This is a genomic window from Ligilactobacillus pabuli (assembly GCF_022836475.1).
Taxonomy (GTDB): Bacteria; Bacillota; Bacilli; order Lactobacillales; family Lactobacillaceae; genus Ligilactobacillus; species Ligilactobacillus pabuli.
Genome location: NZ_BQXH01000002.1, coordinates 63,222 through 86,832 on the forward strand (window position 1 = coordinate 63,222; position 23,611 = coordinate 86,832).

At 35.3% G+C, this 23,611-nt stretch carries 19 protein-coding genes and 2 CRISPR repeat arrays; of the genes, 1 reads left to right on the plus strand and 18 read right to left on the minus strand.

Features of this window, described 5'->3' with window-relative positions; all coding sequences use genetic code 11:
• Positions 1-172: 172 nt before the first annotated feature.
• Positions 173-475 carry a hypothetical protein gene (locus tag LPAF129_RS01325; RefSeq protein WP_244054256.1) on the plus strand — a complete coding sequence of 101 codons (303 nt, stop codon included), beginning with the start codon at positions 173-175 and terminating at the stop codon, positions 473-475.
• 663 nt (positions 476-1,138) lie between these two features.
• Here LPAF129_RS01325 and LPAF129_RS01330 read toward each other — a convergent pair.
• The 18 genes from LPAF129_RS01330 to LPAF129_RS01415 form a co-directional block, all read right to left on the minus strand.
• Positions 1,139-2,602: an ADP-ribosylglycohydrolase family protein gene (locus LPAF129_RS01330; protein ID WP_244054258.1), complete on the minus strand. Its 1,464-nt coding sequence runs from the start codon at positions 2,600-2,602 to the stop codon at positions 1,139-1,141.
• Positions 2,603-2,618: 16 nt separating this feature from the next.
• Positions 2,619-2,864 (minus strand): hypothetical protein, encoded by a 246-nt coding sequence (locus LPAF129_RS01335; RefSeq protein ID WP_244054260.1) that lies wholly within the window; start codon positions 2,862-2,864, stop codon positions 2,619-2,621.
• A 105-nt stretch (positions 2,865-2,969) separates the two neighbouring features.
• Positions 2,970-3,436: direct repeats of the CRISPR family, unit length 36 nt; unit sequence GTTCTCGTCCCCTATTATCGGGGAGTACTTAACATT.
• Between the two features lie 112 nt (positions 3,437-3,548).
• Complete coding sequence (gene csm6 / locus LPAF129_RS01340; protein WP_244054262.1) at positions 3,549-4,793, minus strand: type III-A CRISPR-associated CARF protein Csm6; 1,245 nt, start codon at positions 4,791-4,793, stop codon at positions 3,549-3,551.
• Between the two features lie 19 nt (positions 4,794-4,812).
• Complete coding sequence (csm6, locus tag LPAF129_RS01345; RefSeq protein WP_244054264.1) at positions 4,813-6,081, minus strand: type III-A CRISPR-associated CARF protein Csm6; 1,269 nt, start codon at positions 6,079-6,081, stop codon at positions 4,813-4,815.
• A complete protein-coding gene (gene csm5 / locus LPAF129_RS01350) occupies positions 6,081-7,079 on the minus strand; it encodes a type III-A CRISPR-associated RAMP protein Csm5 (RefSeq protein WP_244054265.1) in 999 nt (332 codons plus the stop codon). The genes csm6 (LPAF129_RS01345) and csm5 overlap by 1 nt, the downstream gene beginning before the upstream one ends.
• An 11-nt stretch (positions 7,080-7,090) precedes the next feature.
• On the minus strand, positions 7,091-7,993 hold the full coding sequence (csm4, locus tag LPAF129_RS01355; RefSeq protein ID WP_244054267.1) for a type III-A CRISPR-associated RAMP protein Csm4: 903 nt from the start codon (positions 7,991-7,993) through the stop codon (positions 7,091-7,093).
• A gap of 2 nt (positions 7,994-7,995) precedes the next feature.
• Positions 7,996-8,664, minus strand: coding sequence for a type III-A CRISPR-associated RAMP protein Csm3 (csm3, locus tag LPAF129_RS01360; RefSeq protein ID WP_244054269.1), 669 nt, complete (start codon positions 8,662-8,664; stop codon positions 7,996-7,998).
• A 15-nt stretch (positions 8,665-8,679) separates the two neighbouring features.
• Entirely contained in the window at positions 8,680-9,057 is a 378-nt protein-coding gene (gene csm2 / locus LPAF129_RS01365; RefSeq protein ID WP_244054469.1) for a type III-A CRISPR-associated protein Csm2, read from the minus strand.
• Positions 9,058-9,122: 65 nt separating this feature from the next.
• Positions 9,123-11,336, minus strand: a complete 2,214-nt coding sequence (gene cas10 / locus LPAF129_RS01370) for a type III-A CRISPR-associated protein Cas10/Csm1 (RefSeq protein ID WP_244054272.1) — start codon at positions 11,334-11,336, stop codon at positions 9,123-9,125.
• Between the two features lie 13 nt (positions 11,337-11,349).
• The gene (gene cas6 / locus LPAF129_RS01375; protein ID WP_244054274.1) at positions 11,350-12,081 is read right to left on the minus strand and encodes a CRISPR-associated endoribonuclease Cas6; all 732 of its coding nucleotides are present in this window, start codon (positions 12,079-12,081) and stop codon (positions 11,350-11,352) included.
• A 13-nt stretch (positions 12,082-12,094) separates the two neighbouring features.
• Positions 12,095-12,400 (minus strand): CRISPR-associated endonuclease Cas2, encoded by a 306-nt coding sequence (gene cas2 / locus LPAF129_RS01380; RefSeq protein WP_244054276.1) that lies wholly within the window; start codon positions 12,398-12,400, stop codon positions 12,095-12,097.
• Position 12,401: 1 nt separating this feature from the next.
• Positions 12,402-13,310 carry a type II CRISPR-associated endonuclease Cas1 gene (gene cas1 / locus LPAF129_RS01385; RefSeq protein ID WP_244054278.1) on the minus strand — a complete coding sequence of 303 codons (909 nt, stop codon included), beginning with the start codon at positions 13,308-13,310 and terminating at the stop codon, positions 12,402-12,404.
• Between the two features lie 157 nt (positions 13,311-13,467).
• Positions 13,468-13,998: a CRISPR direct-repeat array (repeat unit 36 nt; unit sequence GTTCTCGTCCCTTTATATCAGGGATACTGGTTCTTT).
• 241 nt (positions 13,999-14,239) lie between these two features.
• Entirely contained in the window at positions 14,240-15,280 is a 1,041-nt protein-coding gene (locus LPAF129_RS01390) for a MupG family TIM beta-alpha barrel fold protein (RefSeq protein WP_244054280.1), read from the minus strand.
• Positions 15,281-15,439: 159 nt separating this feature from the next.
• The gene (locus LPAF129_RS01395; protein ID WP_244054282.1) at positions 15,440-19,864 is read right to left on the minus strand and encodes an Eco57I restriction-modification methylase domain-containing protein; all 4,425 of its coding nucleotides are present in this window, start codon (positions 19,862-19,864) and stop codon (positions 15,440-15,442) included.
• A 32-nt stretch (positions 19,865-19,896) separates the two neighbouring features.
• Positions 19,897-20,619 carry an N-6 DNA methylase gene (locus LPAF129_RS01400; protein ID WP_244054284.1) on the minus strand — a complete coding sequence of 241 codons (723 nt, stop codon included), beginning with the start codon at positions 20,617-20,619 and terminating at the stop codon, positions 19,897-19,899.
• Positions 20,620-20,766: 147 nt separating this feature from the next.
• On the minus strand, positions 20,767-21,726 hold the full coding sequence (locus tag LPAF129_RS01405) for a restriction endonuclease (RefSeq protein ID WP_244054285.1): 960 nt from the start codon (positions 21,724-21,726) through the stop codon (positions 20,767-20,769).
• A gap of 251 nt (positions 21,727-21,977) precedes the next feature.
• Positions 21,978-22,784 (minus strand): carbohydrate deacetylase, encoded by an 807-nt coding sequence (locus tag LPAF129_RS01410; RefSeq protein ID WP_244054288.1) that lies wholly within the window; start codon positions 22,782-22,784, stop codon positions 21,978-21,980.
• A 4-nt stretch (positions 22,785-22,788) separates the two neighbouring features.
• Positions 22,789-23,472, minus strand: a complete 684-nt coding sequence (locus tag LPAF129_RS01415) for a GntR family transcriptional regulator (RefSeq protein WP_244054289.1) — start codon at positions 23,470-23,472, stop codon at positions 22,789-22,791.
• Positions 23,473-23,611 lie beyond the last annotated feature (139 nt).

Here is a 23,611-nt window from a genome sequence, read left to right on the forward strand (position 1 = left end):
CATTTTCATTCAACTTATTTTACCAAATCCAATTGCTGCATTATTATCTAAGAACCTAGGATCATCTGCCAGCCAAATAATTTTATAGTAGCAACAGCAGACATTTTCATTTGAATTATACATACTTTTAGCATATGATTAGCATACATTATAAATACTAGGAGATGATATGATGTCAACAAAACTAGTACAAATCAGATTACCTGAAGACGTTAAGGAAAAACTGGATGCTATTTTTGCAAACGAAGGCACCACTACCCCACAAGGTCTAAAAATAATTGCGACCCAAATCGCTAATCATGGCTACTCACCCTTAACTTTCTATTATAAACAATACAGCCGTCCAATTAGTAATGAGCTAAAACAGGAATTAAGGCAAGAAGAACTAAAATTATTAGGTATTGCTTCAAATGATGCCCAAGTTTATCCTGACGAAACTAGTTTGAATCAGGCTTTCAAGGATCATTTAGAGTAGACAAATAAACAATCTAATCAGCTCCGCTAAATATCCCAAATTTTGAAAAAAAGGTCACAATCTCTAAAAATTGTGGCCTTTTTTGTGATATAATTATTTAGTTGACTAGGCAGTATGTCCCTTGTTTCAAAGTCACTTTGAAAAGAGGTCCTGTGAATTGTTACATTTCGCAAACATTACTGCTCAGTGGTTCGTGTTACCATTCCAGCCATGTTTGACTTCGCACAAGAGGAGTTGGGGATGATTGGATGTGAAACTTAATTCTAGCTAGAATTTTTGAAGCAATTGCTAACTGCATCCATGAACTTCATGCTTTGCACGATGGAGTTGCCTATGCACTCATCGCAGGGATTGTCATCGTACTTTTAGTCTGGATTATGAAATAAAAAAGAACCGTGCGACCGGTTCTCATAATACAGATTCAACATTGTATTTGGGACGTGGTGCCGTCAACAAAGAGTGGGTGTTGGTAACACACCTGCTCTTTTTCCATCTACAGTATATGCAATTTTGCCAGATAAGTCAACTGACACCCCTCTTACGAGAGGAAAAACATAACTCCTCATTTCGCAATAGTTAGTTAATGGACATCTGCTTATACTTTCATTGACTTACATTAATTCAAGCAGATTTTCCAGCTTTCTCTGGTTACCATGACGTCAATTACTTAGTCAAAATCCGATCCACCATTGTAAAAATAACCTCTGACAAGTCCAGCTCTTCCACAAACTTCTCTGGCCACCAATTAGTATCAGTCTGACAAAGGCCCACAATTTGCCCAGCCAAGGAACCCGTTGAATCTGAATCTCCTTGGTGATTAACTGCAACTTCGATTGCTTTTAAAGGCTGAGTCTGATACTTTAACGCACAATAAATGGCAATCGCCACTGTTTCTTCAGCAACCCAGCCTTCTCCTAATTCTAGAAGATTTTCACTGTCAGTTCGAGAATTTTCAGCTAGAGACTCAGCTTGCTCAACTAGCTCAGAAAAAGCAGCCAGCTCTTCATAGTCAGCAAAAGTTTCTCGAACCACCGCTAATGCCTCCGTGATATTTTGCTTCAACCTAGTTACAAAACACATTTCTAATCTCACCAACACCGCTACAAAGGCTGACGCCAATGAGCTCATTTGATGTCCATGCGTTAAGGCACTAGTCTCTGCGCCAAGCCGTGCTACTTCTGTTAAGCTGGAATCATTTGTCAGCAAACCAAATGGGGCAACTCGCATCACACCGCCACAACCCTTGCTATCATTGATTGGTTCTTTCAATGTTCCAGCTTGATTTCTCATGATAGTAAACAAGCAGGTTCTGCCTGGTTCACGACTAGCGAACATTTCCGGTTGATCCACTAACCACGAAACTGGCTCATGACTTAGTTCTGACCGATTTGTTTTAAATTGAGTGTCTAACCAATCTTGGTATGCCTGCCACACATTACTTAACTTATCATCACCCGCTAACAATAATCCACTCGCAGTAAATAGGGTCATCTGCGTATCATCCGAAGCTAGGGGTTGACCAACAAAATTTCCAAAAGTAATGCCCGCATTGCCATACTTTTCGTCAATGGCTGCCAAATTGTCAAATTCAATCGGATAACCTAAAGCATCTCCCAGAGCCCCGCCAAGTAAACAATTCGCGATGGACGTTCTTCTCCCCAGAACTTCAGACAGCATTTCCAATGAATTCGTTAAAGAAAAATCGGGATTTTGAAGGTCAACCTCTACTTGTTTTTTATATGATAACTGAAACAAAATAACTTGTGGTTTAGAGCTACCAAATTGATAAGCTGGAAATCCATGACTACCCTGCACAAAATTTTCCATGCACTCATCATGCGAACAAGCACCCATTTCAAGATAATAGTCATGACTGACCCACTCGCCCACAACCGTCTCATCATTCGTTCCAGTTATCGATTTCAACTCAAAATCGCCTTTCAGCTGGAGTATTCCTTCTTGTCTGCCCAACAAAATGCGTGGCACCAAAACCACCCCACCAGAAATTCTTTCATGAGCGTTGGCACTTTGATTAAATTGTTGCGTGACGTCAATGACTTCAAAGTCAATCTTTTCTCGAGCCAACTCCAACCAAATTGTCCCAAATGGTACGACTAATTCTTTCACACCAGTACCCCCTTAACTAAATTTTTTCGCTTTGAGCAACAACTTTCATTAACTCAGCTAGCACTAATTCTTCATTATTTCGAAATTGCTCAACAAACTCCTGATAATCATCCACTTCTTGCGGCACCTGTACTGCTTGCCGAAAAATCAAAGTTAAGTCACCATTTAGCCTACCAATTAAATCCGTCTTCGTTGGCTGCTCACTAGGATAAATCACTCCAGCGGCTTTGGTCTTAAGAATATGGGAATAGGTAATGGTCATTTCGACTAATGCTTTTAGCTATTTACTTGTATTTTACATCCAAAACTATCTGATGATCCTGACTGTAAAAATCGGGATAAACCGTCTGGTTGTAATGAAAATTTCTAAATCGTCCCCTATTAACAGGGAGTACTTACCATTTTTATGTCAGTAGAAACTAAAGATTTGCGTAAATTGTTCTCGTCCCCTATTATCGGGGAGTACTTAACATTGCACTCAAGACCAAGGACGGCAATTGGAACGGCAAACAGTTCTCGTCCCCTATTATCGGGGAGTACTTAACATTAGGATTGGAAATTCAAGCCAGTGTATTCGATGAGAGGTTCTCGTCCCCTATTATCGGGGAGTACTTAACATTGGACGCTAGCGCCGTTCTAAGCGAATTGGATAGCCGGTTCTCGTCCCCTATTATCGGGGAGTACTTAACATTATTGATTACGGCGGTCTATGGTACGTTCCTGGCGCGTTCTCGTCCCCTATTATCGGGGAGTACTTAACATTCCTTACAAAAATTATGGTAAGATTAACTTATAAAAGTTCTCGTCCCCTATTATCGGGGAGTACTTAACATTACAACATAATAAAAAGTTTGGTTTTTCAATGTTTCAGCCATATTTTCTTGTCCAAATATCTGCCAAACTTAAAGGTTTATTACATCATTTTGTCCATATTTCGGACAAGATTCTATCCTAATCGTAAAATAATTAGTTCGTTTTTATCATCAAAAAATCTGAGCCAATTATCATCCACTTTAAAAACAAAATTCATCAAATCTACCATTTTGTTTACAATTTCATATGAACCAGTTCTCGTATTATGTCTAGTAAGAGAATTAATTCTACGCTGATCGAGTTCCGGAAAATTATGGGCGATTCTATTTCTCAAATCAAAGAGAGCTAATTTAGATAAGGCTTCACCAGCCTTTTTCTCGCCTAAAATGTTTAAAATATCTTGATACATTGGAAAACTTAAAAAGGATCCCCTGTTATTCTTTTTGTATAACTGTTCCTTAACGCCTGGAAATGTATCTTCGTTTAGAAAAGGCACATTTTTATCGTCGTATTTTATCAAACCAACATATTTTGAATTTAAGTACTGTTCACATATAAACTCAGCTAAGTTTCTGCCCCGAATAATAACTTCACTTGTCATTTCTCTTTTACTTTGCAACGAAAAAATTAAAAATGCATTTAACATCTTCTTTTGAACCACATTATAATTCTGCATTTGAACTTCTGGCAACAACTTTTGGTACTTAATAGCATCAATAATCCCTCTTAATTCTTGTAAAAGCCCTTTATTCAATCTAAGAATAGGACTATTTGACACAATTTCAAAGGCAGAAAGATAGTCATATTCTTGAAGAAACTGTTTAACATTTTGCTTGACCAATAACTTCTCAAACTTTTCACCATCATCGTTAATTAACCGACTTTGAACATCATTTTTTCTAACTATTTCAACTTTAGAGTTTATTTCTTTATCATCTGCCGAAACAAACTTCACTTCTTCATTTGAGTCATTTATAGGTGTCTTAACTTGATATGCTTGAACATTCAACCCCAGAATTCTATTTATTGAAAATAACGCCGTTTCCATTGCAGGAGTCCCGCTTGAAAGATTTAGAATAAAATTCTCTTCCTCTGAAAAATAATTACCAACCATTTGATATAATTCTTCAAACATCTTATCAAAAATAAACGTGTCTTCATTTTTAATAACATTTGTATCACAAACGATTTCCGGTTTATATCCACTTGAAAAGCCATTAATTTCACTAAGTAAGATTTCCTTTTGATCAAGGGTACCTTCAGAAAAAAATAACACTATTTTTTCTGGTTTCAATTGCTTAACAATATGCATTACTGGACCATAAAAATTTTGTCTGATAGGATCTGTAAAACCAACACATGAAATTAACGTTGCCACTCTTAGTTTTCCCCTTTCATTACGCCAATAGTTGCATTAACTGACGATTTTCTTCCTCAAAATAATTATTCCAATCCTTAGAGACATTCAAGGCTACAAAAGTTAGATAATAACAATCCTTTAAAATGCTAGCTAACTCAACAGAGTTCTTGCTAACCTCGTTTAATGTATGGGAAACTGTATTACGAACTTGCTTGTTTTCAAGAACATTTTTTAAATGCTTTGTAAAAATAGAATCCGATTCCAAATGTTTTGCACTAGCCAATTTACTTTCCAACATTGACAATGTTATCGCATATCCATATAAATTTTGAGTATTGTACTCATGACCATGTTGTTTTTCTGCTATTTCAGGATACTTCTCTACATTTAAGTATGCACGTCCATCGTCACTCATTTTAATAACATCGCCATAAGTATTATTTAAATATATTTGAGCAGCAGATTCTGTTAACGAAGCTACTCGCATCAAAACTTCACTAATAAACTGTCGTTTTCCTTGAAGGATGATCACTAAATACTCATTAAGTAAGTCAACTTCAATTGAATTTAAATTGAGCTTTTCAGTTTCGGGTAAATTTTTTTGATATCTAAGACAATTGTTAATTTTTTTTATAATATTTTGGATTCTTTTAGTCTTTCTCTTAGAAACAAAGGCCATTTCTTTATCTGATACCAACTTAAAAACTGCTTCATAATTATAACTTTTCACATAATTTCTTGCTTGTTTCTTCAAAACTTCCTGCCCATATCTCTTAGCATGATCTTCAACAATTCTGTTCTGATAGTTTTCTTCATTATCTAAATTACTAGCAATCAGTTCATCAATTGCAACATTACTATCATGAGCAACTGCTTTATTACTGTCTTTCACGGGCGTAGTAACTTGTACAGCCGACACATTCAAACCCTTTATTCTATTTACAGAAAACATTGCAGCTATCATTGCTGCAGTTCCACTGGTAAGATTTAAAATTAGTTGTTCATCATCTACTAACTGCTGACTATATTTTTCTACCTTCTCATCAATTATTTCAAACATTCTATCGAACAAATAAACTTCACTATCTTGAATAATATAAGGATCATCTATTACTTCGGGATGATAATCAGGAATGGAGTTCAATGCTGCAATAATCCGTGTCTTTTTGCTTAGTGAACGTTCCGATTGTAATAGAACAATCTTTTCAGGCTTTTTACAACGAGCAATATGTAATAAAGCCCCGTCATGGTTTTGTCTAATTGGATCCGAATCACCGACACAAGATAATAAGACTGTCTTTCCCATTAATCTTCCTCCATCGCTTTACAAGTAAAACCTGCTTTTCCCATCTCATAAAAGTTTTCAGAATTCTTTATCAAACTCTTTCTTTTACCGTTTTGCATATACTCTTTTCTAGCAGCCTTAGTTAACTTGAAGACACCTTTACGTTTCATAGCGTACTTCCCTCGTCTAAACTTGGATAAATCAACGCTTTTAATCTTTGTTTTAGTCCAGAGACCACTACCTGCTCCTAAATAAATTGGCGCAAACTGACTAATATTTTCTTGAATATAACTATCCTTAAATTCAGATAGGAAAAAATCATGATAAAGTTTATACTCATCATTTGCAGTTGTCATTAAATTATCAACAACTTCAATGGCTTCTTGATTTCGCGCCTGAATTGTAAATTTAACAGCTGTAAATGGCTGAAGAGCTTCACGAAAAACTGGTAAATCCTTAGGCTCATTCTTTATACCAGAGTAGTCCCATTTCCTAGTTAAAATTAACTTTTCTGGATCAATTGGTAAACTATCAGATACATAGATATGACTAAAAATATCTGTTAAACTTGCGTCATCACCTTCGGACTGATTTAACACCAAAGTACGTATCGCACCCTTCAGCGAACTTCCTGGAATATATGGTTTTCCATATGAATCTTTAATAAAAGCACCGATTTCATTAATCTTGCCGCGATTCCTCTTTTCAGTCTCAAATCCTGACTCCTTAATCTTATAACCGCCGAAACCTCTTTCTCTAATTTGTTGGTCATTTAAAAAATTAACCAGCCTTTGTTTTGGATCGTTGTTTCTTTGATTTTGCATCAAAAAGTGCTCAAACGTTTGGACAACCTTAGGTCCCCTATTTTGAATTTCTCGATATACACGATTCATTTCAGGAAAGTAGTAGTACCCATCTTCATATATATATTCTCTTTGCGAATAAGTTTGCCCACTCCCAATATGAACAGGACCTATCGTAAACAAAATAAAATTGTATATTTTTCTAGTTGTACTCACCGTTTTCCCCCCTAGCTATTTCTAAGTTGATAAAATAGTCCCTTTGAATAATTCCAGACCGGATGACTAAAGTCTTGTGGTCGAATATCAATAACTTCCCCTGCAAACGGCTGATCAAAGGTAGATCCCGCTACAAATTTATATAAGTCTTGTTTCCTTAACAAGCTCCCTGTAGATTCACTATATGCAAAGCCGCTTTCTTTTTTTAACAAGTATTGAGCATCTTGCAGACTGACACTTAATTCCTGCTCTTGCGGTAAGCTAGTCGAAAGTAACATTGACAACCCCGATTTATTTACAGTTAATCTTTCAGCAAGTTCACTTGGTAAGTCACGTCTGCTTAAACTAAATCGTCCATAACCACTAGACCGCTCCCCACCAAGACCACTGTATTGTAATAAGTTCATCAACTGATCCAACAACTCGTTTACAGGTGCGATCACATATAATAAACAGTTCATAGATGTCACTGCTACCTCATAAGGATCTACGCCTTTTTTTGTAACATATTGTACAGAAAACATATCTTTTTGCATCTCTGTAATCTGATCAATATCTACACTACCCGTTAAATACTGATCCATTAAATTCCAGGGAATATACTGTAACTTTTTAGAAGCTTTTGCTTTACGTCGAACCTCGCGGGAAATTTGTTCATCATTCTTTGAAAAATCTGGATATCCAATTGGCTTCGGCAAAAAAGGCGTTTCATTTAAAATCGGAAACGCATCACTTAATACAAAATCTTTTTCCTGAGCTAATTGGAGTAATTCTTCCTGTTTCCCCACTTTAAGGGCTTCTAAAAACAAGGCACTAAATAAGCGACTCACAGAAAATGAAAAATCACTTGATGATAGCGTACCATTTCCAAAATGGACATTATCAAACTTGAGGATATACATTTGTAAAGACATGTTTATCTCTCCAATTCTTTGTTAAATTCAGAAACATCGAACTTCCCAAAGACGGTTTCAGCTTCTAAATTTTTAAATTCTACTTTACCGTAGCCTCTGGAACCACTTCCCCCAAGATAATCGACTTCCAACAACTTGATTCCTTCTTTAATTGTCTGTAAATCTTCCTTTGCTTGGGTAGCATCCCGAGCATCGTAAATCAATTCAAAGTTAAATTTACTACCTCGAATGACCCTTTCTATTTGTCTTGGAGAAGCAACTGCATTTACACGATTAATTGTATTTTCGAATTTTACCTCTGTAACTGAATCTACGTTTTTTGCTTCTAACTCTTCTTTATTTGTCAGAAAAGCATCTCTAAAAAGTAAACGGCTAGGAATAATCTGTTGTTTATCAGCTCCGCCACCAGTCGTTGCTCCGAAAAGGCGTACAATTTTTTCGTGATCTTCATTTGGACTGGTAGCTATTTTTTCATTATAAGCCTCAGCTAATAAGGATCTCATCTTCCCCTTAATTGTAGAACCTGGAATAATTGGTAAATGTGTAATAGGATCCTTAATTACTGGTGAATCTACTGCACCAATTGCAGCAAAGGCAGTACTTCCACCAATATGTAATCCGCTTACTACTTGAATATTACCGCTAATTTTAATTTTCGAAAAATTTGTCATTATTCATCCTCCAGTCTAATCCTTACCACCGTAATATTTAAAATACGCCACTAATGCTTCCATGTAATGACAAAAGCGAATTAAGGTTTCCTTATCCTTCTTTGCTTGCACGTTTTCTAAAATTTTTAAGATTTGTGCAGTTTCTACTAAATCCTTAACTGCTCCATTTCTACCACTCTGATAAACAAACTGAATCCGTAAATACGAAAGCTTGTCCATTACTTGTTCAAACTCTTTAAAAACCAAGTCATTCAGAATCGAACTAGTTAAACTCAACAGATTCCGAATCTGACTAGTTGTTAAAACATCTCTGCCGTGTTTAAAGTTATTTTCTTTCAAACTTAATATCACTTTTTCTGCTTCAGAGACATAACTCTCCTCTGTAAACGAAATATTAAGTTGTGGCTTTTTAAAAGCTGGTTTTTGATAACGATTATTATTTCTAGACTGATTGTTGATCAATGTTGCCCCTCTTTTCTAGTTTCATAAACATATAAAATCAATGCTAATTCAACTTGTTTAATTTCACGATCACTGTCGAACCAGTTTTTCATCTTTTGCTTGAACGAAATAAAAGCTTGTTTATTCCGTGCTACTTCTTCTAAACGACTTAAATAGTATGCAATTCTTGCAAAAGCAATTCGATTTGTATTATCCCTTTGGCGAATTAATTCTAACAGCTTATAAATAAAGGAATTCCCCTTATCATTTTCGTTTTTAAAAAAGTCTCGAATAATTGGCAACTTTTCTTGATAAATTTCATCAATAAATTCATCAAATTCAAAGACTTCATGCTGATCAAACAAGCAAATCCGGTTTTTACCTGCGTCTTTAGCTTTGTCTTCTAACTCACCTGTTACTCTAGCCATAATGTTAATTGGTGTTTTATCGGCAAATAGCCCAATACCTGCGGATAATGTTAATTTTTCATTCGTCCACTTTCTAAAGTTTTGTCTTAACAAAACTGTAAAATCAATAACTTCATCCCACGCACCGAGGACAAAAACATCATCACCGCCAGCATAAATAACTGTTAAATGATTTTCCTGTAAAAATTCGTTAATATATGCTTTAAAAAACATACTCATGCTTCGAGAAAAGGTAGCGGTCCGACTAAATGTATTATTTTCACCCTGACCTTGTTCGGAAAATCCAGCCATAAAGGCATAACCCAAATCATCAACATCACAACGTAAAGCTGCAATTCTCTTAATTCCTTTATGGGCCCAGCTACGTTGTGCATAGTTACTAAAAAGGTTATTTTCCAAATCAGTATAATCACCATTCCAAATTTTTATCCCTGAGAACTCATGATCCTGAAAGAGGTTTTTGGCATAAATTATGTTACGGCTTTCTGAATTTTTAATCTCTTCTCTAGAAATTTTTTGCATCGAATGATTAGCATCTAGCGGTAACCCTTCCATACTATTTGTCACTTCAAAAAAGACATCCTTTTGAATATCTCGAGAAAAGTTCTCTAAAGAAACACACAACTGACACTTATTTTCGCCAGCAACTAAATTATCCACAGAATGACAAACTATACATTCACGACCGACCTTTTTCCCACCCTGGTTTAATTTTTCAATCACTTGTGCTGAGTAGCGAGTTAACTTCTTGTTACTTATTCCATGATTCACTTTTCGATAAATGTTCTGAATTCCGTCTATACTCAACATCTCATTTGGACTAAATTCCGCACTACCAAAGGCCACATATAAATCAATTGAAAAATTAGACAAAAAGAACTGATTAAATGACTGCTCGATTTGTTCAATAATTCGAGTGGACTTCTTAGTATTTGGTAGGAGCAAATATGCATGTCCACCGCCAGCATACAATAGATTAGCTCTTGTTAAATTGGAATCTCGCAATAATTTATCCACCATCCACTCACTAATCATATCTAAGTAAAACGAGCGGCTACGTAGTTGCTTATGCGCACCTTGACTGGTAATTTTATAAATAAAGTTTTGAATCCCAGAAATGTCAAAGCTGACTAATTGAAAAACTTTTTCCTGGTAAAAACTTTCTTGTTGGTCAGTTAATAAAGTCCGATAATCTACTTCTTCTTGACTCTGTAAAAATAGATAAATAGCGGTTGAGATTCCTACTGTTAACCGTGCATAATCGTAAAACGAAATATCTTCTTGGCCCTTTATCCCACAGCTAAGATAGCTAGTTGTTTTTTCAAGTAGGTTTAAAAGGTATTGCTTTTCTGACTCTTCGAAAGATATCTGCTTGATATCATTTAACAAGCGTAACTGAATTTTCTTAAATTTATCCTGATCAAACGAAGCATGTTCCTCACCGAAGATATTACGTCGAGATTCATCCATAGTTTGAGTTTCGAAAGATCTATTTGTTCTACTGTTACCGAACTTATTGAAGATATCGGCTAAATTAGAAATATTGGTTTGTTGCCGTCCAACCTCTTGCAAATTTTCACGATTAATCAAACTTTCAGCAAATAAAATTAAATACCCCAAGTTATCTCGATCAGTATCTTTTTTTAAGTCGGAAAGTTTCTGATACTGTTGTTGTTCTAATACTTCTCTACCATTAGAAGTTTGGTAAATAACTTTTAATTCAGCATCATCGATTTGTCCCAAAACCAAGTCGATCCTATGTAACAACGCTGAAAAGAACAACTGATTTACTTTATCATTCATCTTCTCACCCTTTCTATTCAAGCGAAACAGCCCCCATTCCCATTGCCGTTTTTATCCCAATACCTGCGTATTCAGCAAATCTCAGTAACACATTAACATAGCTAACTAGTGTATCTGTTCCTGAACAAAAGAGAGTAATTTGCCCAGTAAAAGAAGGAATTCTAGACTGGTGAATGGAATAATAATTTGAACGTAACTGATATCTACTAATACGGACATTTTCACAAATACTCTGGAGCAGTTCCTTATCAATATTTTCGTTACCTTCAAAAATATAATTATACTTTCTCATCAAACTTTGAAATAGCAAGCGCACATCTGGATAAAAAACATATTCAGCTTGTGATTTAAAACTCGTCGGTGTTTTAAATAGAAGCTTAATTCTACGCTGTGGCTTTTCATTATAAAAAGCAGCTGTTAACTCTTTTTCTTTTAGCGATTCGATTTGCTTGTCCTGAATGTGATAGATCTTTTGTGTGGCTGACTTCAACTCCAGAGAAGTTAAACTATCAGCTAACAAGATTTTACTCAGAATCTCAGTTATCTCTTCTGTTAATAAATTAACTTCAAAAATAACCTGTGGATATTTATAGACGACGTTAACCGTAAATGGCTTCGTTCTATTTAAATGCATTAAACTAGCTTCATCATCTTGGAGCTGGTCCATTAACCACGCATGAAAAAATACGGCCAACTTATAGTCTTTACTTCCTAAATTATCACAAAATATTCTTATTTTTTCCAATTTAATTTCCCACCTATAATACGATCAACTGCGGTTTTCTCACTGTTTTTTGAAAACCTTGATTTCCCAGAATAGCAATCTGCTGATCATTAACTTCATCCGGTAAAGTATATACCGTGATTTGACCTTTCGCCGGTAACTCCTGTTTTAAAACAGCAATAATTTTGTTTTTGGTATTATTTCTCCTTATTTCTCGTTCATATACACTATATTGCTTCATATAAAATCCTAGTAAAGTTAAGCGCTTTCGATATTTTGTAGCCTGTTTCCTCTGCTCTTTTGTTTTCCTGGGTAAGTCAAAACAAACTAGTAGTACCAAATTAACGTCCCCCTTCAATTACAGACGGTAACCTCAATGAACTAACACTGTTTTGTTCTATACAATTAATAAAAGAAAGAACAGTTACTTCGATTGCATCAGAAACGGTATATACCTTCTCATCAATAATACATTTTTCAAAGAAAACTTGAAATAGTTTTTGCTTTATTTCCCAATTAAAAGTTTGAACATTTATTTCATTCATAATTTCTATTACTATCATATCAATAAATGGACGAAATGGCTCAATTAAATCATCAGATAAATTGAAAGGATTATGAGTAGAATTGTGATGAATGCCAAAGCACGGCTCAGTCCCGTGCAAAATCAATTGTCTTCTAATTGTTGCCCTCAATAACGAGTAACCATAGTTAAGACAAGAATTCACCAAGTCATCATATCTTCCCCTTTTAAATTCTTTTCCAAAAACTGCCTTAAAATATTTTCTAGCTGCCTGTGCTTCGTTATTATGAATATCGTTATCAACTACATTCTTACCAATCATTTGAATAGCCGTTGAATTAGCCTCATCGTTTTTCATTTCCATCGTGCAATCTGCTTGATTATTGATCTTAGCAATCACTATTTTTCGCCACATTCTTTTTTTCATTTTACTAGAAAATGATAATTGAGAATTAATTCTTGTTAATCGATCAGCTTGTCCCACAACCGATTCTGCCAAAACAATCGGAGAATGTTTTTCGTCACAAAATAAAAGTCCAATATTATGCTTAACAGCTTCATTAACGACCTTAGCTGAAAAAAAGCAGTTTAAGTTATCAAACACCAAGCATTCAACATCATCATACGTAAAAAATGTCTCTTTTCTCGAAGCCAAATCAACCAACCGAAAGCCAAATTCATTAGTCGAAACATATTTTTTTCTAGCAACATACATAATATTTCTCATTTGATACTCTCCTCACATTATCCAGGCAATTCCTCAATATAATTTTGAGCAGGAGAAGTATCATATCACATTTAAATTCGCATTGATAGTCAAAATTAAGCTACATACAAAAAAATGTTAGCGCCTGCATTTAACAGACCACTAACATTCTATTATTTTAAACGTCCCTTTATATCAGGGATACTGGTTCTTTAATACATACTCACTTATTCAGTGAGAAAAAATAATGTTCTCGTCCCTTTATGTCAGGGATACTGGTTCTTTGCACGCTTGAATTGCACCGTGACGGGTACGAATGGATGTTCTCGTCCCTTTATATCAGGGATACTGGTTCTTTTGCTGATGAAGTGGAAGACTTGCTGACCGAAGACCAGTTCTCGTCCCTTTATATCAGGGATACTGGTTCTTTGGGAATGTGGGAATTGAGTACAGTATGAACGGCGGTTCTCGTCCCTTTATATCAGGGATACTGGTTCTTTGAAGATTATGATATGGACATTTTTGATATTGTTGTTCTCGTCCCTTTATATCAGGGATACTGGTTCTTTAAAAGGGGGCTAGAATAATGGAACAAGAATTTTTGTTCTCGTCCCTTTATATCAGGGATACTGGTTCTTTATTTTGACGATATTAGTTATTTAATAAAATAAGCGTTCTCGTCCCTTTATATCAGGGATACTGGTTCTTTAGAATATTACCTAAAGATTGATTTAATAGTAATTACAGCAGTTTTTTATGGTCGTAAATTAACCACCGTCTGGTATGAAATAAGTTATTTTGTCCAGTTTTTAGACAAGTAGACAGAAAATAATCCCACCTACAACTATAATAATATCACATTTAGATAACTTTTTATTACTCAAATCTTGAAAAAAGGAGAACAACACTTATCGGTATCATTCTCCTCAAGCTTTCAACTATTCAATTTTTCATTTAACAAAATTCAGAATAATTTGTTGCTGATTCTCACAACAATCTAGTAGTGGCCATTCATCCACAGGGAGTTGTCCAACGACCCGAGCACCTGAAACTTTTTCAGGACTCTTAGTAACAATACTCAGCTTCCCTAAGTCAGCCTGCTTTGAATCAGTCAAAATCACTGAGCCTATTTTTACGTCAGAAGTTTTACTTGGTTGATTGAACTCATATTTATCAGCATTCTGTTCTGTTAAATTGATCTCATTTCCATTTGCAATATTTGAATTATAAAAGAGAAAACTTTCGTTCGTTAAGATATCAGGCAAGTCTCCATTGATTTTAGCTTCTAATGCCAAAATATGGTGCAGAGAATATATTTTAAGTTGTCCCATAGACTCTTCACTCAATAAATTGTTAGCAACACAAATATTATCTGTATATAAGTTAGCTAGTTTAATTACAGACACAAGCGGCAAATCATACCTATTACTTTCAATCGTAGTATATGGTTCAAAAAATGAATACGGAAAAGCGTAATCTCCTGGGATAAAGCCGGTGACTTTCAGCCCCTTAGAATGTAACCAAATATTGTGTTGTCGAACAAAGCCTTCTGTTAACCCTTTGTGTGCCTCAGGATATCTGTTATACCAAGCTTCAACGTTCTTGAAATTAGCATGCATCTTGGTCAGAAATGCATAGTCATCTTTACTAAAGTTCTCAGCACTAACAGCGACTGAAACAGCTTGTGATAGGGCAGCCACCCGTTCCATTGAGAATTCATGTAAAACTAAACGAGTTACTCCCTTCTTCTGTAGATTATCTATATGAATCAAAGTTAACTCATCTTCTGTGAGTTCAACCGTCAATGATAAATCCAATTTTTGACAAATTTTTTCAGTTGCATATAGTCGTTGAAGTAATATATTAAAATTCTCAGTTGAAGAAATTAGAGACAAAAAAGCTCCTTCATAGCCAAATTGACGATAGAATTCACATTTTAGTTCAACATTCTCTGATACTTCATTTTCTAGATTAATAAAAAATATTGACATTATAAAGCTTCCTTTAATAATTATTTGCTAATTTTCTAAGAAACTTCTATATGAATATAACTATATCATATTTATTAAAGAAATATACATTGATATACAAAAAACATAACAAGCTTTGGAATCTTGTTACGTTTTTTTGCTTTTAATTCAAGAAAATTATTATCTCACATTTTTAAGTCTCTGCGTTATATGTTCTATTTCAGAATCTGTTAAAGATAAAATTTTTACAAACTGTTCATCAATATCTTTTTCAAAATCAATAATACTGTTTTGTTTAGTATAATCAAGAATATCTGGCACTGACTTAGCTAAAGATGACAACGACTCATCCGTTAATAGAAAAGCAAACTTAATCAAGTTACTATTTGCATACTTCAAAAAATTCTGAGCTTCCTTTTTCGTATTAAATGATTTCAAAGCTAATCGAGATCGTCCAAAAGCTGAATAGTTATCTACTATACTAATCTGATTATCACGTTTTTGTCCACCAGCATTCGCACTAGATACAATTACTTGAAATTCCGAAATTAAATTTTTGTTTTCTTCTATTATTTCTCTGTTTGCAATAAACCATTTTGCGCGCCCACTTTTACCGGCCTTATCATTTGTAAATAATTTTATTTCCGTTTCTCTATTAAATGTTGAATTTTCGCTCATGCTACGGACCAACTGTGGATTCTTTTCTACGAAATCCGACTCAATTCCAAATAAATTTCTAGGAAAAATAGAATTACTTAAAAAGTCTAGCTTATTCTCTTTAACAAAGTTATCAATTTTAATACTAATACTCATATCATTGGGATTTAAAGGTAAAAGTTTTTCACCTGGCGCTTTTATTTCCTTTACAATTTTTTTTGATCCTTGAATGTATATATATTTAAAGGATTTTTTATTTTTACTTTTATCTTTGAATACAATTGAAATTCCATCTGGTATTGCAACAGATTTAAAAATTTCTGCAGCATCAGGGTAATATATTATTGTCGCTAAATTTGGGTCATTAATTTGGTTTAATCCAAACTTTTTCATTCCTTTGCCCGACTGATGAATCCACCGACCACCAGGATAGATTAGTGACGTATATTTTATTGCTAGGTTATCAGCTAAAACTTGAAAATGTTGAAAAACATTTGTCATCGTTTTTTGACCATTAGCTGTTTCCTTTTTTGCAGTTTCTTCTTGATACGGTGGATTTCCAATCACTACATCAAATTTCATATCATTAAACGCCTCCTTCACTTTTTGTGTTGCCACTTCAATATTTTCTTTAGCCGTTTCAACAATTCCATCAATAAATTGCACATTTACCTTAAAGTTTCGATAACCAGCTAAAGTCCGCTCCGCAATTGTCTTAGCCATCGGTGTTTTGGCAACAACGTATATATTTTTCTTTAGAATTTCTTGCCATAAATCATCCTCATCTTTTGCAGTAAACTTACCTGCTCGATCAGAGTTTAACTTATCAAATGCCTGCGAAAACAAGCTTGCTGCTGCATAGAGTGGGTAAAGCCCCGTTTTTGAATTGATTTCTAAAATTTTTGTATCAGGTTTAAAAACTTCTTTAGTTTCTGCAGTCTCTACCCAATGATTTAGTGGAGTATTTCCATCACGCATTGTCTCAAAGTTTTCATCATAAAATGACAAACCACCAATTGTGCTTGCTAAATGCCGATTGACTACATTCCATGGAGTTAAAACTGTTTCCTTATCAGGATTTTTAAAAGTTCCAAAAATTAATGCTAATTCTTCAGTTCGCTGATTCGGCGACATCCTATCAAGTTCTTTAACCTTATTACGAATAATTCTACCAGCCTCAATAAAGACTTGCGGATCATAATATTTTTTAAACTTGGCGAATTCTCCCTTAGTAACTCCCTGTGGCATAAATTCCTGCCAAGACTGGTCATCAACTAAGTTAACAAATTTATCAATCGTAATATCATCGGTTAAATCAGTTTTCATTCCATAAATCATCAATGGAATTCGAATTGAAATTCCTCGTAATACAGAAATCATTGTCTTTTTCTGCTTTTTCAAGGAATTCATATGCTCAATTGCTGCCTTCTCTTCCGGTGACCTTTCCCGCTTTTTCTTTCTCTTGCCTTTAGTAGCTTGTTCATATTCTTCATCGGTTAATCCTTGATGATTTACGTCCACTTTATTCTCAACTTTAGTTTTCTTAGTTGAACCAATAATCGCTTGTAGGTCCTTAAATTGGCTTACATCTGCCTCATCTAATTTAAGGAGTTCATCGCTATACAACGAATCATCATCAAAGCCACTCCGGACAGCTTTTTCGGCGTAAACTCGCTTGATCTTCGTTAACAAACTATCGACTTTGAACTCATTCATCCCATTGCCTTCAGCACCGATGATTGGTAAGAAATTCAGTAGTTTTCCCATTTGTTCTCGCTGTTCGCTAGAAACTAATTTTCCTGCACCTGTACTCAAGCTAGTTGACTCTGCCATAACCGTCAAAGCCCGATCCGGGGCAAAGTCAAAGATGTAACAATTTTCTTTCATCCCATTCTGATCAGAATAAGGTGTTTGTGCTCTAAATGCCGCCTGCAAATACTGCATTGCACTTGTTGTGTTATTTAAGAACATGATTGCGGTCCATTCTGGAACATTAACACCTGTGGTTAGGCGACGAACTGTAATCGTAATAGTTTTCGTTTCATAAGGTTTATCTGTGATTACTTCTCGGACTCGATTAACATCGCTTTGCCCTCGGTCATGTTTTTCAGCACTTTCAACGTCATCTCTTGTATCATTATCGACAATGTTAATAATCTTGTATTCCTTACCAAAAACTGGATGTTTCCTCAATAAATCGGTTAGTGCTTTAGCTTCTTTAACTCCTGGCACCAACCATAACGTATGCCGCAGCTCATCTCTAAATGCCTGAGTTGAATATGGATAATTTGTTTGACTGTCTTGTTTAGTAATCTCATTCAAAAAATTATTAACATCATTTTCGTGAGTAAAAGTTCCATCTTCTTCTGTGCGGAAAAATTCTTTAAAGTTAAATGATTTACTTTCATCCAAATACTGGCGGTTTTTCATTGCAAAAGTATACATCGAAACTTTCGGTAATTTTTCGTATGGATTTTTCTCGTTGGGATATTCAGCATTCCACTTAAGCTTTTCATTCTGTTCCATGACGTAATCCCAGGTATAAACATGATCCTCATCATAGTCATCAATCAAATTAAACGGAGTTCCTGACAGTTCCAAAGTCCGAGTTTCTTTATTAGTGACTAAGTCCAACACATTATGAGCTAAATCTGTTTTAGTGCCCTCATGGGCTTCGTCAATAATCACTAAATCCCACTTAGTATCAAATATCAGTTCATTTTTATCACCTTGTTTACCACCAGCTGCAGTTGACCCACGCAAATCCTGAATACTAGCAAAGTAAATAAAAGATGACTCAGACTTAACTAAATTTGCTAATGTCTCTCCTTTTTCTTTAGAGCCATATTGATACCCGGCATCCTTCATCTTCATTTTGCCAAAATCTTCAAACCAACTATCAGAAACAACTGGACGATGAGTCATAATCAAGACTTTTTGATATTCTTCCTCTTTAATTAGCTCTAAAGCAGTCACAGTCTTACCAAAACGCATCTTGGCATTCCACAACATTTTACCTGGCTTTTTAAAGATTTTTCGTGTTCTACTGACCGCGTCCTTTTGTTCTAGTCGTAACTCAATTTTGTCTTCTACCTTTGGCCCTGCAATTGATTCCTGTCCATTTTTAACTGCTTTAATTGCAGCCTTGGCAGTTTGCAAATCCACCTGATACCATTCATTACCAGTTACTTTACCGCTTGGTTCGTAATTAGATCTTTTTAAAACTTCATGAACGTCATAGTCATGGAACCATTCTTTTTTATTTTTATTCCATGCAAGTTCAGTCCACTCTACTAAATATGGAACTCCAGCGGTCTTCATATATTGTCTGATTCTCTTATCAGCAACGCTTCTTAAATATTGACTATTTGGCCGCCAATCTGCTTCCATCTCATCAGCTGAAGCAGATGCCTCACCAATTTTCTCAAGTCCTTCATAAGCTGGCCAATCTCCGTCTTCATTATCTGCGGTTTGCACATAAATCATTTTTCTTTCAGCCATCGTTTGATATTGTTTCTCTTTAACGGGTTCACGAAAATTAGCTACAACGTTTTGTTCATATTCTTGGTTCACTAACCAAATTAAGACTGCATATATTTCTCTTAAAGAATCCAAAGCCTCATTCTTAGTAAACTGTGTTAAAGCATTATGTGAAGATTGATTTCCTTTACTTTTCAAGTCATAAAAAAGCTCGAGGATATTCCTGGGAATGATCTGTTGTTGCTTTAGCCACCTCAAAACATCGTTAAAGGAATCTCTAATTTCTCCGTCATAAAAATGCTGATCAGCTACTAACCTTGCTGCATGTTCTGCTGCAGGACGAACTGCACGAATTACAGAAGAATATGCTTCATCTTCATAATTTACTTCAATTTCATGTGCCAATGGATACAATTTTTGTAACTCTTCATCAAAATTCAGCTTTAAAAATTCAAAATTACTTGGCATTTTCTTCCCCCATTTTCAACTTCCCTAAAAGTTTACTCAACTTCCTCAACTATTTGTTGACCAACATCCAGCAAGCTAACTTCTTTATATCTAAGTTGAGTCTCTTCTTCCTTTGGTTGTTCATCCGAAAATATTGCAAACAAATCTAACTGTTCATCTTCTGGCATTTGAGAAACTGTCTGGTTCGCATCCCCCTGCTCAATGATTGCATCAAACATAAACTCCAATCGTTGAACTCTTCGTTTACCATGCTTTTTAGGCAAAAGTTTCCACTCGCTAAAAATAATCGGTGTATTATCGGCAGTTTGTCTTGTCAATGCGTCACCTTGAACCATGTTGGCTGAAATAATAACTTTTGCACTTTGAAAAACTTTTTTATTATAACTAGCTGAATAATCCTGAATAACTTGATAATAATGCCGTTCAAATTCACTCATCATATTCATCACTAACATTTCAACATTATCTTCTAGCAGTTCAATCCCATACAAGGTGGATAATCCAATTAAAGCATTTTCTTCATACTCATTAATACTATGACTAATTTGCTGTGCCAAGTTCAAGCGGCGATTCAAAATTTCAACTAAAAAGGCTCCTTCTCCAGCTGCTGGTTCCAAGAAAGTTGCTTGTAAATTTTCTGTAGCTTCTTTAATTCCTGGTTGATTTAACATCTTATCAACAACCCATTGTGGTGTAAAAACTTCACCATGTTCTCTAACACGTTCTTTTGATTTAATTAATGGATTCTCTTTCAACTTATTCCTCCATATTTCAACTTCATTTTTTCAAAATACTTCTCCACGGACTCTTAAAGTATGCACATATTTCCTATACAACAATCAAATTCTGGTTTATTTATCTAAAATAATACCGCTCTTTTTTTGCTTAAAACCAAAAATTACTTATTCAAAGAAGTCATCATCGACTTCAAACAAATCGTAAGAAGCTTTTAACTGTACACCAACTTGATACTTCAGCATTAAATCAGTCAGTTTGATTCCATCAATCAACACAATTGAAAATTTCTCAGCTTGGTCCTTTGCGCCACTGGTAAATCTAGATGTTGTGATAAAAACTCCCCGTGATGCATTACGACCAGCTAGTGCTCCATAAAAAGCATCTATCTCTGGACGAGTCACACTACTATTTTTTTGATATCTCTTAGCCTGAATATAAACTGTACTAGTTCCTAATGGATCTTGATTAATAATGCCATCAATGCCATTATCACCAGTCGCTTTGGTCGTAATTGCTGTGCCATTTTTTCCCTGATAACCCATCGCGCTTAACAACTTAACAACCAACGTCTCGAAGAAACTTGGATCAGCTTGCTGAATTCTAGCTAATAGTTCTGTTGCTACAGAATTCTTAGCTGCTGTCACAAGCTCAGCTATACTTTCAGATCCATCGTTATTCACCATAACTTCATCTACGTTCTGTTCTTTAATACCATTTTCCAGATTTCTTTCTGCTAATTCTTGCCGATACTCAATGAATTTCTGTTGTGAATGCAAAACTTTTGAATCAATTTTAATTCCATACTGGTTCAACAATTTCTTTCCAAGTGAGGTCATCTGGTAAGTTGCACGTGCTGGTCGTTCTAACAAACCTGAAATTGTTGAATCCCAATAAGCCCAATCAATTCGATCAGTTAAAACATTGCTGCCATTCTCATATTTAATTGTAGTTAACTCTTCTGGAATCTCCAAGACTCGTAATACTCTACGCCGGATTTCTTTTCTAGAAAGTACTCCTGCTTCATTAATCACTAAAAGAGTCGGATAAATTAACCCATCCCAAGATGGTAATCCACGAGCACCCTGTTTTAAATCCTGATAGTCGATACTATGATCTTTTAACATTCCTCAACCAACTTCCTTATTCACTAACTCTGCGACTCGCTGAACTGTTTTCTGTTTGTTACCGATTACCTTCTAGCATAGCACTAACAGCTAACTAAGCCTAACATTAGTTCTACTTTTTTCACGACCTAACTCTAAAACTCTAATGAACAAAAAATCCCCAGCCAGTTCATTTTTATGAACACAACTAGAGATTTGGATTATGACTTTAACTAATTTAATTCAAAGTTTTAGCGTCTTCTTCAAGGTGATTAGTTCTTTTCCAAGCTAGAAAAATCAACCAATTCCACCTTTCTTTGAGCTAGCTTTTTCGCTAGTTCCTTACTATCTAAAGTACGATAATCTTCTTCCCGAATCGTTGTATAGGAAGAACGCGCTTGTAATAGTGCATCTGAACGTCCCACATGGCTGACGACTTCTAATATCTCATCTGCAGGCAAACGGTCAATTTCTGCCACTAACTTATCGATTGGATCAACTACTCCACTGATCATGAAATGGTGTTGTGGCATCTTCAATTGATATTTGTCAGCAATTTTTTTCAAACCAGTTGCCTGTTCACGTGGTAAGTGAGTCAAATTATTTCTGATTGGCAAGTGATACTGATCCGCTAACTGACAAACCACTTCAAATAGTTTCACACTCAGATTCATAAACCCATGATGCGTTGTCAGATGGTCAATCTTAACTCCGGCTGCTTGTGCTCGATTGATTTGAGCTTCTAACTCAGCAGAAATTTCAGCATAATCAACTTGCTTTAACTTAATTTTCTTTTGAATTTCCGCAAAACTCAGTAACATGCCTTGCTGGTTCGTAATTGATGAAATTTGATTTGCTGGCAAAGCCGGAGAATGACGATCAAGGATCAGGTGGATTCCCATCGTTCTTTCAGCCTCATTGCTCAATAAATTAACCGACTCCTGAAATTCTGGCATGGTCGGCATACAATTAGTCGTACTAATTTTACCAGCCCGCAATAATTCCAGAGTTGCTTGAGACACCCCTGGCGTAATTCCAAAATCGTCGCTTTCTAAAATAACTTTTTTGGTTAAGTTCACATTATCAAGTCCTCACATAAAATGCCATGGTCTCATCTAAATAATAAACTTCACTATAACAGAAGGCTTCCTGCTTGTTTTCATGAATCGCTGTGACATATAACTTTGGTGCCTTGATCACGTCCGCAAAAGGATTATCCTGGCGTGACTGGCGAATATAATAATCACTATGCTCATCAACTACCTGATATCTGTCTTGGATAAATGAAAAAATATGGTTGGCAGCAACTTCTTCGTTCAAATATGGAATCAGCTTTTGCCGGTACAAGGAGTATTCATAATTTTCATTGTAACAACCGGCATCACGGTGTCTTTTGACAAGATACATCATTTCCGTCGGCTTGATTTTCATTAGTTTCGCAACCTCTGGTGGACAAGCCACTTCTTGAAACTCCAGCACTTCATTACTATGGGGTTGATCATCCGCATAAAATTGGCGGGTAAATGAATTCCGAAAATTAAAGTTTAGCGTCGGGTCATCTTCCAAACTCCAATCGTTAATAAAGTAGCCTTTCCCTGCTTTAGCAACCAGGATTCCGGCGTCAAGTAGGACTTGTAAAGCAGCACGCACCGTATTCCTAGAGGTAGAGAATTTTTCTACCAATTCTTTTTCGGTGGGCATTTTTCCTTGAATATCTTCTTGTTTGATCATTTGAGCAATTTCGAGTGCAATATCTTTATATAACATGACTTCACCTACTTCTTCTTGGTTTCTGTTTTCATTATAACACGTCCAAACCAGATTGATAGATACCGTAAATAAAATCTTGTTTGGACTTTACAAACCAGTACCAACAAGTTATGATAAAGATGAAATGCAAGCCTTT